We start from the raw sequence: 12,141 nt of genomic DNA, 5'->3' as shown, positions 1-12,141 counted from the left end.
CGGTGGTGGCCTCGATAATAAGATCATAATGGCCTTTGCCCGGTCGGCGCACCGCAATTGCCATTCGCGGAAGCAGATTGTTGCGTATGCAGCCGCCAGTTTGGCAGAGAGTTGCGTTCCAACGTCCTGCCCGTTTTCACCAGCCCCGTCTTTTCTCCCGAGGTGAACAACAAGCGGCATAAGATGCGGCGGTGGGTGAAAGCAACAGTGAAACATATCGAACCTTGCCATTCGTCGGGACAATGTTCTTCTACCCCCGGTCTATCAATGAATGAGCAGAATAAACGGAGTTGGGCCATGCAAGCCAGCCTGATCGCTATCCAGAATTTCGAGCCTGAACACCTCGATGCCGCCGTCGAACTTTCCCGCCAGGCCGGCTGGCCGCACCGCCGGGAAGACTGGGCACTGGTCCTGGCACTCAGCAAGGGTTTCGTCGCATTGGAAAATGGCCGCGTTGTCGGCACTGCAATGGCAACGCTTCTCGGCAAAACCTGCGCCTCCGTCAATATGGTGATCGTGGATGAGACCATGCGTGGTCGCGGTCTAGGACGCCAGTTGATGAACGCCGCCCTCGAAGCCGCCGAAAATCGCGAATGCCGCCTGACCGCTACCGCCGATGGCCTTCCGCTTTACGAAAAGCTGGGGTTCGTTGCCTGCGGTGAAGTGCGCCAGCATCAGGGAATTCCGGCAGCCTCAGCCAAGCCCGCCAGTGTGGAATGGGCGGAAACAATTGCGCCGACCGAGCTTGCCGCCCTTGATGCGCAAGCTTTCGGCGCGGACCGCACCGCCCTCTTTACGGAACTTGCCGACAGGGCGCGTTTCGCGGTCGTAAAAGAACAGGGCGTCATCACGGGTTTTGCCGGCCTACGCGCCTTCGGCCGCGGTGAAGTCATCGGCCCGGTTGTGGCGGAAAGCACTGAAATCGCACGAGATTTGATCGCTTTCATGCTGTCGGAGCGCTCCGGCGCATTCCTGCGCTTAGACACCACGGTCGATACGGGCCTTGGCCCCTGGCTTGCCGAACAGGGGCTTGCCCTTGTCGGTGGCGGCATCGCCATGCGCCGGCCAAAGGCCGAAATTCCGACTGACAAAAAACTGAAAACCTTCGCATTGACCAGCCAGGCGCTGGGCTGAATCTGGAGAAACCCATGTTAAGCAATTCCCTGATCGAGCTGGACCGCGCCCATCTGGTGCACCCCGTCTCTTCCTTCCGCGGCCATGAAAAGCTTGGCGTGCGGGTGCTGAAATCGGCGAAAGGCGCCACCGTCACCGATATGACCGGCCACCAGTTGATCGACGGTTTTGCCGGGCTCTGGTGTGTCAACGCCGGTTACGGTCATGACAGCATCGTTGAGGCGGCGGCAAAGCAGATGCGGGAATTGCCCTATGCCACCGCCTATTTCGACATTGGCAGCGAACCGGCCATCCGGCTGGCCTCCGAGCTTGCCGACCGGGCGCCCGGTGATCTCAATCACGTCTATTTCACGCTTGGCGGTTCCGATGCGGTGGACAGCACCATTCGCTTCATCCGTTATTACTGGCATGCAAAGGGTGAGCCTCAGCGCGACCAGTTCATTTCCATCGAACAGGGTTATCACGGCTCCACCACCGCCGGGTCGGGCCTCACCGCCCTGCCCGCCTTTCATGCCGGTTTCGGCGTGCCTTACGACTGGCAGCATAAAATCCCGTCGCATTATGCCTATCGCAACCCGGTTGGAAACGACCCGGCCGCCATCATCGCCTCCTCACTGCAAATCCTGAAGGACAAGATCGAGGCCATCGGCCCGGATCGGGTCGCGGCGTTTTATGCCGAACCTATCCAGGGCTCGGGCGGCGTTCTGGTGCCACCACCGGGCTGGATCAAGGCGATGCGCGACCTCTGCCGCTCCTATGGCATCCTTTTCGTCGCCGACGAAGTGATTACCGGCTTTGGCCGCACCGGCCCGCTATTTGCCTGCGCCGACGAGGACATCGTGCCGGACTTCATCACCGCCGCAAAGGGCCTCACTTCCGGCTATGTGCCGATGGGTGCCGTCTTCATGGCTGATCATGTTTATGATACAATTGCCGACTTCGCAGGCGAAGCGGCCATCGGACACGGATATACCTATTCCGCCCACCCTGTCAGCGCTGCCGTTGGCCTGGAAGTGCTGAAGCTTTACGAAGGCGGGCTGCTGGAGAATGGTCGCCGCGCCGGTGCGCGACTGATGGCCGGACTGGAGGGCCTGAGAAGCCATCCGCTGGTGGGCGATGTCCGCGGCCGCGGCATGCTTGCAGCGATCGAGCTTGTGACCGACAAGGAAAAGAAAACACCGCTTCCGGCAGCCGCCACCCCGGCCCGCAAGGTTTTCGACCGCGCGTGGGAAAACGGCCTCATCGTCAGAGCCTTCGCAAACGGCATCCTCGGCTACGCACCGCCGCTCTGCTGCACCGACGGCGAAATCGACGCCATTATCGAGCGGACGCTGAAAACCCTCGACCAGACGCTCGAGGACCCGGCGGTGCGGGCGGCAATGGCCTGAGGCGCAACCCGGCTGTATCGCGGCACCTTCTCTAAATGTCGCAACACACCGCATATTCGCAATATTCTGCCGAAGAGCCGATCCATTTCGGCGAATCCGGCGTGCTGGAAGTGACAAACTATCCTTAGAAAAAGCACAAAGCGCCATGAAAACCAGCGTTTTGAAAAATGGGAACGGGACAAGGATCTCGTCCGGGAACAAAATAAAATGCCGCAGCCTCCCCCAAGAGGAGGAGGTGGCAGAGCGGAGACCGACATTGCCCAAAAAATTGAACGACTTCAAATATATGAGCTTCGATGTGGTGGGAACTCTCATCGATTTCGAAGGGGGTCTGAAATCGACCCTGACGCAGATCGGTGCTGAAAACGGTGTCGAGGTCGACGGTGAAAAGGCGCTCGGCCTTTACCGCGCGGCCCGTTACTCAGACGCAACCGACCTGTTTCCCGACGATCTCGTCCGCGTATATCTCATCATCGCTCCGGAACTCGGTCTGCCGGCAGAGCGTGCTCTTGGCGAGCGCCTTCGCGACGCCGCCAAAAACTGGAAGGGTTTCGAAGACAGCCGTGCCGCCATGGCGCAGCTTGCAAAGACACACCGCCTCATCGCCATGACCAATGCCCAGCGCTGGGCCTTCGATTACTTCTCTAAGGAACTCGGCAATCCATTCCATGCCGCTTTCACGGCGGATGATACCGGCACCGAAAAGCCGGATCCGGCCTTCTTCGAGAAGGTGTTTGCCTTTGTTGAGAGCGAGGGCGCATCGAAAGACGACATCCTGCATGTCGCGCAAAGCCAGTACCACGATATCGGCATTTCCCGGAAGCTTGGCATGACGAATTGCTGGATTGAGCGCCGCCACGACCAGAAGGGATATGGCGGTACGATTGAGCCGGAAAACTTTACCGAGCCGGATTATCACTTCACCTCGATGGCCGGTCTTGCCGAAGCCGCGAGGCAGGCGGGCGGCTGAACCGCCCTCCACCAAGGGCGTGGCGCGAACTGGGACGCGGCCCGCCGGAATTTTCTGCAGACGCATTTCAACAAATCATACAAAAGGGGAAGACCATGAGTGACAGGATTACAAACTGGACCCGCTCCGACGATGCCGCCGTTGAACAGGCGATCCGTCGCGGCGCGACGCGGCGTGAGCTGCTTCACATGATGCTGGCCGGCGGCGTCGCCCTTTCCGCCGGTTCGGCGATCCTTGGCCGCGCCTCGCAGGCGCTGGCGGCCACCCCGGTTTCCGGCGGTACGCTGAAGGCGGCCGGCTGGTCCTCCTCCACAGCCGATACGCTCGACCCCGCAAAAGCCTCGCTTTCCACGGACTACGTCCGCTGCTGCGCGCTTTATAACCGGCTGAGCTTCCTCGATGCTTCCGGCACGCCGCAGATGGAACTTGCCGAATCCATCGAATCCAAGGACGCCAAGACCTGGACGGTCAAGCTGCGTTCCGGCGTCACCTTCCACGACGGCAAGGCGCTGACCGCCGATGACGTGGTCTATTCGCTGAAGCGCCATCTCGATCCGGCTGTCGGCTCCAAGGTCGCCAAGATCGCCGCCCAGATGACCGGCTTCAAGGCACTCGACAAGAGCACGGTGGAGATCACGCTCGCCAGCGCCAATGCCGACCTGCCGACGATCCTTGCCATGCACCACTTCATGATCGTCGCCGACGGCGCGACCGACTTCTCCAAGGGCAACGGCACCGGCGCCTTCAAGCTTGAAACATTCGAGCCGGGTGTGCGCTCGATCATGTCCAAGAACAGCAATTACTGGAAATCCGGCGGCCCGCACGTCGACAGCTTCGAGTTCTTCGCAATCTCGGACGATAATGCCCGCGTCAATGCGCTTCTCTCCGGTGACATCCAGCTCGCGGCCGCCATCAATCCGCGCGCGCTTCGCCTGCTCGACAAGCAGGAGGGTGTCGTCCTGTCGAAGGGAACTTCCGGCAACTACACCAATCTCAACATGCGCCTCGATCAGGCCCCGGGCAACAAGGCCGATTTCATTGCCGGCATGAAGTCGATCGTCAACCGTGAGCAGATCGTCAAGGCGGCCTTGCGCGGTCTTGGCGAAGTCGGCAACGACCAGCCGGTTCCGCCCATGAGCCCCTATCATAATCCGGACCTGAAGCCGAAGGCCTTCGATCCCGAGAAGGCCAAGTTCCACTTCGAGAAAGCCGGCCTCCTCGGCCAGTCCATCCCGGTCATCACCTCGGATGCGGCAAATTCGGCCATCGATATGGCGATGATCATTCAGGCCTCCGCTGCCGAAATCGGCCTCAAGCTGGATGTGCAGCGCGTTCCCGCCGACGGCTACTGGAGCAATTACTGGCTGAAAGCGCCGATCCATTTCGGCAATATCAACCCACGCCCGACGCCGGACATCCTGTTCTCGCTGCTTTATGCGTCTGACGCTCCCTGGAACGAGAGCCAGTACAAGTCGGAGAAGTTCGACAAACTGATGCTGGAAGCACGTGGCCTGCTCGATATGGAGAAGCGCAAACAGATCTACTTCGAGATGCAGACGATGATCGCCGACGAAGCCGGCACCATCATTCCCGCCTATCTTACCAATGTGGACGCCATCAGTTCCAAGCTAAAGGGCCTGGAGGCCAATCCGCTCGGTGGCATGATGGGTTACGCCTTTGCGGAATACGTCTGGCTCGAAGCCTGATAGACCATGGGGCCGGGCGCAAAAACAGCGCCCGGCCAAGTTTTCCGCCGGTGCGGAGAGCCTTCCACAATCAGGCAGGTCGCAGGAGCATGTGAATGAACAGCCGGATATTGTCCCTTGTCGCCCGGCGGCTGGTCGTCATGCTGACGACGCTGCTGATCGTGTCATTTATCGTCTTTTCCGCCACCAGCCTGCTGCCCGGCGACACGGCGACGATCCTTCTCGGTCAGGCGGCAACGCCGGAGGCCGTGGCCGGCCTGCGCACAGCCATGCATCTCGACGATCCCGCCCTGCTGCGCTTCGTTCGCTGGGTTTTCGGCCTGCTGCACGGCGAACTCGGCACCTCCTATGCCAACAACATGGCGATTGCCGATCTCATCGGCCCGCGCTTCATCAACTCCATGAAGCTGGCCGGCATCACCACACTCATCGCCGTGCCGCTGGCGCTCACCCTCGGCATCAGTTCCGCCATGCTGCGCGGAACACTTTATGATCGCGTCGTCACGGTGCTGACCATCGGCGTCATCTCGGTGCCGGAATTCATGATCGCCACGCTCGCCGTCCTGCTTTTTGCGGTTTATCTGAAATGGCTGCCGGCGCTGTCGCTGGTCAGCGAGGTTCACACGCTATTCGATGTGCTGCGCGTTTACGCCATGCCCGTCATCACCCTTACCTTCGTCGTCTCTGCGCAGATGATCCGTATGAGCCGCGCCGCCGTCATCGAGACGCTGGATACGCCCTATGTCGAAATGGCGCTCCTGAAGGGTGCACCGCGCATGCGTATCGTGCTGCGCCACGCGCTTCCCAATGCGCTCGGCCCCATCGTCAATGCGGTGGCGCTATCGCTTTCGTACCTTGTCGGTGGCGTCATCATCGTCGAGACGATCTTCAACTATCCTGGCATCGCCAAGCTGATGGTCGATGGCGTCGCTACCCGCGATCTGCCGTTGATCCAGACCTGCGCGATGATCTTCTGCGTCGGTTATCTCCTCCTCATCACGACGGCTGACATCATCGCCATCATGTCCAATCCGAGGCTGCGCTGATGGTCGACAATATCAAAACAACTTCGGGGACCTCGCGTTTGGGTTACAAGATCAACGCTGTCGGCGTTTTCGGCTTTCTCGTCATCTTCCTCTGGGCCATGGTCGCGATCTTCGCGCCCTATCTCATTCCCCATCCGGTGGGTGAAATCGTTGATCTCGATTACTTCGGGCCGATGACGTCGGACCTCTGGCTCGGTTCCGATTATCTCGGCCGCGACGTGTTCTCCCGCATCCTCATGGGCGCGCGTTTCACGGTCGGCATCTCGCTCGCCGCCGTCACCATCGCCTGCACCTGCGGCGTCGTGCTCGGCATGTGCGCCGCCGTCGTCGGCGGCTGGTTCGATGCGGCACTCAGCCGTTTCCTCGATGCGGTGAACTCAATTCCGAGCAAGCTTTTCGGCCTCGTGGTCGTCGCCGCCGTTGGCTCGTCCATTCCGGTGCTCATCGTCACGCTGTCGGTCATCTATACGCCCGGCGCCTATCGTTTCGCCCGGGCGCTTGCCGTCAATGTCAACACCATGGATTTCGTCACCGTCGCGCGCGTGCGCGGCGAGAGCCTGCTCTATCTCATCAGCTCCGAAATCCTGCCGAACATCGTCCGTCCCGTACTTGCCGATCTCGGCGTGCGTTTCGTATTCATCGTGCTGCTTCTATCTGGCCTGTCCTTCCTCGGTCTCGGCCTGCAACCGCCGAACGCCGACTGGGGGGCGCTGGTGCGTGAAAACATCGGCGGCCTGCCCTTTGCCGCGCCGGCCGTCATCTTTCCGTCGCTGGCCATTGCCAGCCTGACAATCAGCGTCAACCTGCTAATCGACAATCTGCCGCAGAAAATCCGCGACAGGAGCGAATAATGAACAATCTCGTTGAAATCCGCGGACTGAAGGTCGAAGCCACCACCGATTCCGGCCGCCGCATCGACATCATCAAGGGTGTAGACATCGATATCGCCGAGGGCGAAATCGTCGCGCTGATCGGCGAAAGCGGCTCCGGCAAGACCACCATCGCACTGACCCTGATGGGGTATGCACGACCGGGCTGCCGCATTTCCGACGGCAGCGTCACGGTGGCAGGCCGGGACATGGTGCAACTGTCCGAAGCCGAGCGCGCCAAGGTGCGCGGCACGAAAATATCCTATGTGCCACAGAGTGCGGCCGCCGCATTCAACCCAGCGCAGAAAATCATCGATCAGGTCATCGAAGTCACCCGCATCCACCACCTTATGCCGCCTCAGGAGGCGCGTAAAAAAGCGGTCGAGCTTTTCAAGGCATTGTCACTGCCCAATCCGGAAACCATCGGCGAACGTTACCCGCATCAGGTTTCCGGCGGCCAGCTGCAGCGCCTCTCCGCCGCCATGGCGCTGATCGGCAATCCTCAACTGGTGATTTTCGACGAACCGACGACCGCACTTGACGTGACGACCCAGATCGAGGTTCTGCGTGCCTTCAAATCGGCGATGCGCAAGGGCGGCATTGGCGGCGTCTATGTTTCGCACGACCTTGCCGTCGTCGCGCAGATCGCCGACCGGATCGTGGTGCTGAAAGGCGGCGAGGTTCAGGAAACCGGCACGACCAAGGATATTCTTGAGAATGCCCAACACCCCTATACCCGCGAATTGTTGACCGCCTTTAACGACAAGGTGCGCGTCGTGACGCCGCTCACGAAAAATGAGGCGACACCGCTCCTCGATATCGACCAGCTGATCGCCGGTTATGGCACGAAAGGCGAGGACCGCATGCCGCTGGTGCGTGCGGTGGATTCCGTAAGCCTTGCGGTCTATCCCGGCCGTAATCTTGGCATCATCGGCGAATCCGGTTGCGGAAAATCCACCCTGGCGCGCGCCATTGCCGGCATCCTGCCAGCAGCAAGCGGTCATGTCATCTTCGAAGGCCGCGAACTCGATGCCGATGCACGCCGGCGCACCAGCGACCAGCTGCGCCGAATGCAGATCGTGTTTCAATATGCCGATACCGCGCTCAATCCGGCAAAACCCATCGAAGATATTCTCGGCCGGCCGCTGACCTTTTATCACGGCATGAAAGGCAAGGCCCGGGATGCGCGGATCGATGAGCTGCTCGATATGGTGAAGCTGCCGCGCTCGGCGCGCCACCGCCATCCCTCCGGCCTTTCCGGCGGGCAGAAGCAGCGTGTCAATTTCGCCCGTGCGCTTGCGGCCGAACCATCGCTCATCATCTGCGATGAAATCACCTCGGCGCTCGATACGGTCGTCGCAGCCGCGATCATTGATCTGCTCGGAGAATTGCAACGGGAACTGAACCTCTCCTACATCTTCATCAGCCATGATCTTTCGGTGGTTGAGACAATCTGCGACGAAATCGTCGTGATGTATGGCGGCCAGAAGGTGGAGCATCTGGAAACGGAAGCGATCAAATCGCCCACCCATCCCTATTCGAAACTGCTCTTCTCCTCAGTGCCGAAACTCGATCCGACATGGCTCGACAATCTTCAGCAGGATGCGGAGCTGGTGCGGGCGTTTTCCAAGCGGTGAGCCGCTGGAAAATAGTAAGGCGTTGCAAAAACCTGGGTGAGTGCCAAAGAGGATTGAGAAGCTGTCCTCCGTCATGCCGGTCCCCGGAACAAGTCCGAGGATGATCCGGCATCCAGCCACGGCGCGTCTGCGCCGTGAGAAGAGTCTTTTGCGATCAAGGGCTTGATCGCGCTGGACCCCGGATCAAGTCCGGGGTGACGGAGTGTAAGTGCAACACCCTGTCAAACCCATAGGTTTTGCGGACGTCTGATGCACTCCCTCTCACCTCAGAGCGGAAACAGGCTGGTCAGCGGCATATGCGATTTGGTGATCGGCGATTTCAGCACAACGAAGCTGAAATATTTGTCGATGCCGACATCCATATCCGTCAACCGCTCCATGATCGACTGATATTCAACGATGCCCGAGGTGACGAATTTCAGCAGGTAGTCGTAACCGCCTGAAACGAGATGACATTCCACCACCTGGTCGATCTTTTCGACAACGCCGAGAAAGCGGGCGAAATCGATCTGGCGGTGGTTCTTGAGCGTGATCTCGGTAAAGACCGTCAGCGTCTGGCCGAGCTTGTTGATGTTGATCTGCGCCGAATAGCCTTCGATGTAACCTTCGGACTGAAGCTTCTTGACGCGCATCAGGCAGGGGCTGGGCGAAAGATTGACAAGCTCCGCCAGTTCCACATTGGTGATGCGACCGTTTTTCTGCAGTTCGTAGAGGATCTTGATATCGATCCGGTCAAGTTTCATCACGTGCGGAACCCCTTTTTTGTTTTTTCGAGTGCGCGGCATAAAATTCTGACGCTGCGGTGGAAATCTTATCACATGCACGTGCCGTGTCGATGTAAGCATGTTTTTTTGATGCAGCATAAAGAGTTGCAGACATGGCCACGAACAGCAGGAGATTCCGGCAAACTGCTCAGTCTGGCAGCGTTTACACGCCAGCCAAGGTAAATTAGGACGAATATAAGGAGTCCGACCCATGCCCGCCCCGCTGCAACAGATCACGACATCGCCGGAGCTGCCGAAAGCCGCAGACGCCGTCATTATCGGCGGTGGGATCGTTGGGGTGTTCGCCGCTTATTACCTTGCCCGGCGCGGCCTGAAAGTTGCGCTGGTGGAAAAGGGCCTTGTTGGCGCGGAGCAATCCAGCCGCAACTGGGGCTGGTGCCGGCAGCAGAACCGCGATGCGCGCGAATTGCCGATTTCGACCCAGAGTCTTGCGCTCTGGGAGCAGTTTGCCAATGAAAGCGGCGAAGACACCGGCTTTCGCCGCTGCGGATTGTTTTACCTGAGCGACAACGAGGCGGAACTTGCCGGCTGGGCGCGCTGGCGCGACTTCGCCCTCACCGCCGGCGTGACGACCCATATGCTGAGCGCCGATGAGGCAAGCGAGCGCGGGCGCGCCACGGGCAAATTTTGGAAGGGCGGCGTCTTCTCACCCACCGACGGCACGGCCGATCCTTCCATGGCGGCACCCGCCGTGGCGCGCGCCATCATCAAACTCGGCGGCACGGTGCATCAGAATTGCGCCGCACGCGGGCTTGAGACCGAAGGCGGCCGGGTCAGCGCCGTCGTCACCGAAAAAGGTACGATCCGTACCAAAACGGCCATCATGTCCGGCGGCGCCTGGGCGTCTTCCTTCTGCCGCCAGCTTGGCATTCGTTTTCCGCAGGCCTCGGTCCGCTCCTCCATCCTCTCGGTCACGCCCGGTGCGGAAGGTCTGCCGGATGCGTTACACACCGCCGCCGTCTCGGCAACGAAGCGGTACGATGGCGGTTACACGCTCGCCATCAGCGGGCTGGGGCGCATTGACCCAACGGCGCAGCAGATGCGTTTTGCCCGCGAATTCATTCCGATGTTCCTCAAGCGCTGGCGCAGCCTCAGGCCGGGCGGGCTGGAAGGCATTCGCGGCGGCCATGAGACGCTGAAACGCTGGCGGCTGGATGCGCCGACGCCGATGGAGCGGGTTCGCATTCTCGATCCGAAACCCAATGCCGCCGCCATCCGCGAGACCCATAGACGAGCGCTGGAACTTCTGCCTGCACTTCGCAAAACCCGGATTTCCGCCGCTTGGGCCGGTTTTATCGACAGCACGCCGGATGGTGTGCCCGCCATCGGCGAAACCAGCGAATTGCCCGGTTTCATTCTCGCTGCCGGCTTTAGCGGTCATGGTTTCGGCATCGGGCCGGGTGCCGGCCATCTGATCGCGGATATTGTGACGGGTTCAAACCCGATCGTTGATCCCGCTCCCTATCACCCCAGCCGTTTCCTGGGTTCGTCATGGGGCAAGGTCGCGGATTTCTGAGTTTTCTGCGCTGCGCGATTGACGCGTAACACAATATCCGCAGGCGAACCTGCGGATATTGCCGTCCGCCGCATTTTTTCTACCAGTCAGCTTTTTGGCAGGCCGGGTGGGTTGGTGCGCGATTCCGGCAGGGCCTCTTCCGCAAGCTGCCAGCGATCAAGAATTTTTGCGTAAGCGCCGCTCTTGATCAGATCATTGGTGGCAAGCGTCAATGCGTCCGCCAGTCCCGAACCCTTGCGGGTGGTGATGGCGACGTCGGAGCGTTCCGGCCAGCCGGCGGACAGGGTTCCGACGCGCTTGATAGTCTTGTCGCGTGCGGCGATGAAAACCAGCTGCGCATGCGGCTGGACGATCACATCCGCCCGACCGGCTGAAAGGGCAACGAGCCGCGTGGCTTCGTCATCGTAATATTGCAGCTCGATCGGCTTCAAGCCGGCAGCGACATTCTCGTCGCTCCATTTCAGCAGAATGCGCTCCTGATTGGTGCCGGCACCGACGATGATCCTCAAACCTGCCGCATCCTTCGGCTCGGTGATGGAGGTTATACCGCTGTCGGACTTGACGAAGAAGCCATGCAGGCCCTGGCGGTAAGTGGAGAAATCGAATTTTTCCTTGCGCTGTTCGGTAACGCCGACATTGGAGATGACGGCATCATATTTGCCCGAGGCAAGGCCGAGCGGCCAGTCGGCCCATGCCACGGCCACAAGTTCCAGTTCAAGGCCGAGACTATCGGCCACGGCAAGCGCGTAGTCCGGGTCTGCGCCCACAACGGTCTTCGCATCCGTCGCATAAGTGGCCAATGGCGGCCCGCCGGGAGAAACGGCGACGGTGAGTTTACCCGGCGTGACGAATTTGAAATCTTTCGGTACGGCGGCAATGGCGCCGGGATCTTTTTCAGCCCTGATACGACCGGGCTGATCCGGTGACAGATCGAAGACATCGGTTGCGAAAGCCGGGGCGAAACCGGAGATGGAAAGAAAGGCGGCGAGCGCGGCCGTGGCGAAACGAGAGGTGAAGGTCATCATGATTTCCCGATAAAGGATTGCGGGACGGAGGTAGCGCGGGCGGGAGGATGCCCGCGCCACCGGCT

At 60.2% G+C, this 12,141-nt stretch carries 10 protein-coding genes; 8 read left to right on the top strand and 2 right to left on the bottom strand.

What is annotated here, in order from left to right:
* Positions 1–297: 297 nt before the first annotated feature.
* From AKG12_RS11815 to AKG12_RS11785, 7 genes are all read left to right on the top strand, one after another.
* The gene (locus AKG12_RS11815; RefSeq protein ID WP_052818938.1) at positions 298–1,134 is read left to right on the top strand and encodes a GNAT family N-acetyltransferase; all 837 of its coding nucleotides are present in this window, start codon (positions 298–300) and stop codon (positions 1,132–1,134) included.
* Between the two features lie 14 nt (positions 1,135–1,148).
* Positions 1,149–2,522 carry an aspartate aminotransferase family protein gene (locus AKG12_RS11810; RefSeq protein ID WP_052818937.1) on the top strand — a complete coding sequence of 458 codons (1,374 nt, stop codon included), beginning with the start codon at positions 1,149–1,151 and terminating at the stop codon, positions 2,520–2,522.
* A 286-nt stretch (positions 2,523–2,808) separates the two neighbouring features.
* Entirely contained in the window at positions 2,809–3,492 is a 684-nt protein-coding gene (locus AKG12_RS11805) for an HAD-IA family hydrolase (RefSeq protein WP_498755990.1), read from the top strand.
* Between the two features lie 95 nt (positions 3,493–3,587).
* Positions 3,588–5,198: an ABC transporter substrate-binding protein gene (locus AKG12_RS11800; protein ID WP_052818935.1), complete on the top strand. Its 1,611-nt coding sequence runs from the start codon at positions 3,588–3,590 to the stop codon at positions 5,196–5,198.
* Between the two features lie 95 nt (positions 5,199–5,293).
* Positions 5,294–6,244: an ABC transporter permease gene (locus tag AKG12_RS11795; RefSeq protein ID WP_046801435.1), complete on the top strand. Its 951-nt coding sequence runs from the start codon at positions 5,294–5,296 to the stop codon at positions 6,242–6,244.
* Entirely contained in the window at positions 6,244–7,095 is an 852-nt protein-coding gene (locus AKG12_RS11790; protein ID WP_052818934.1) for an ABC transporter permease, read from the top strand. The genes AKG12_RS11795 and AKG12_RS11790 overlap by 1 nt, the downstream gene beginning before the upstream one ends.
* The gene (locus AKG12_RS11785) at positions 7,095–8,750 is read left to right on the top strand and encodes an ABC transporter ATP-binding protein (RefSeq protein WP_052818933.1); all 1,656 of its coding nucleotides are present in this window, start codon (positions 7,095–7,097) and stop codon (positions 8,748–8,750) included. The genes AKG12_RS11790 and AKG12_RS11785 overlap by 1 nt, the downstream gene beginning before the upstream one ends.
* Before the next feature lie 266 nt (positions 8,751–9,016).
* Here AKG12_RS11785 and AKG12_RS11780 read toward each other — a convergent pair whose 3' ends face one another.
* Positions 9,017–9,493: an Lrp/AsnC family transcriptional regulator gene (locus AKG12_RS11780; RefSeq protein WP_046801438.1), complete on the bottom strand. Its 477-nt coding sequence runs from the start codon at positions 9,491–9,493 to the stop codon at positions 9,017–9,019.
* Positions 9,494–9,725: 232 nt separating this feature from the next.
* Between AKG12_RS11780 and AKG12_RS11775 the strand changes: the two genes are divergently transcribed.
* Positions 9,726–11,051 carry an NAD(P)/FAD-dependent oxidoreductase gene (locus AKG12_RS11775; RefSeq protein WP_052818932.1) on the top strand — a complete coding sequence of 442 codons (1,326 nt, stop codon included), beginning with the start codon at positions 9,726–9,728 and terminating at the stop codon, positions 11,049–11,051.
* Between the two features lie 86 nt (positions 11,052–11,137).
* Here AKG12_RS11775 and AKG12_RS11770 read toward each other — a convergent pair whose 3' ends face one another.
* Complete coding sequence (locus AKG12_RS11770) at positions 11,138–12,073, bottom strand: ABC transporter substrate-binding protein (protein WP_052818931.1); 936 nt, start codon at positions 12,071–12,073, stop codon at positions 11,138–11,140.
* Positions 12,074–12,141: the final 68 nt, after the last annotated feature.

The organism is Agrobacterium sp. SUL3 (genome assembly GCF_001263295.1).
GTDB lineage: Bacteria > Pseudomonadota > Alphaproteobacteria > Rhizobiales > Rhizobiaceae > Agrobacterium > Agrobacterium tomkonis.
This window is presented reverse-complemented; position numbering and strand designations above follow the sequence as displayed.

What these genes read in the sequence shown, in the direction of transcription:
- AKG12_RS11815 (WP_052818938.1), top strand. Translation starts at nt 298, where the DNA reads ATGCAAGCCAGCCTGATCGCTATCCAGAATTTCGAGCCTGAACACCTC.
- AKG12_RS11810 (WP_052818937.1), top strand. Translation starts at nt 1,149, where the DNA reads ATGTTAAGCAATTCCCTGATCGAGCTGGACCGCGCCCATCTGGTGCAC.
- AKG12_RS11805 (WP_498755990.1), top strand. Translation starts at nt 2,809, where the DNA reads ATGAGCTTCGATGTGGTGGGAACTCTCATCGATTTCGAAGGGGGTCTG.
- AKG12_RS11800 (WP_052818935.1), top strand. Translation starts at nt 3,588, where the DNA reads ATGAGTGACAGGATTACAAACTGGACCCGCTCCGACGATGCCGCCGTT.
- AKG12_RS11795 (WP_046801435.1), top strand. Translation starts at nt 5,294, where the DNA reads ATGAACAGCCGGATATTGTCCCTTGTCGCCCGGCGGCTGGTCGTCATG.
- AKG12_RS11790 (WP_052818934.1), top strand. Translation starts at nt 6,244, where the DNA reads ATGGTCGACAATATCAAAACAACTTCGGGGACCTCGCGTTTGGGTTAC.
- AKG12_RS11785 (WP_052818933.1), top strand. Translation starts at nt 7,095, where the DNA reads ATGAACAATCTCGTTGAAATCCGCGGACTGAAGGTCGAAGCCACCACC.
- AKG12_RS11780 (WP_046801438.1), bottom strand. Translation starts at nt 9,493, where the DNA reads ATGAAACTTGACCGGATCGATATCAAGATCCTCTACGAACTGCAGAAA.
- AKG12_RS11775 (WP_052818932.1), top strand. Translation starts at nt 9,726, where the DNA reads ATGCCCGCCCCGCTGCAACAGATCACGACATCGCCGGAGCTGCCGAAA.
- AKG12_RS11770 (WP_052818931.1), bottom strand. Translation starts at nt 12,073, where the DNA reads ATGACCTTCACCTCTCGTTTCGCCACGGCCGCGCTCGCCGCCTTTCTT.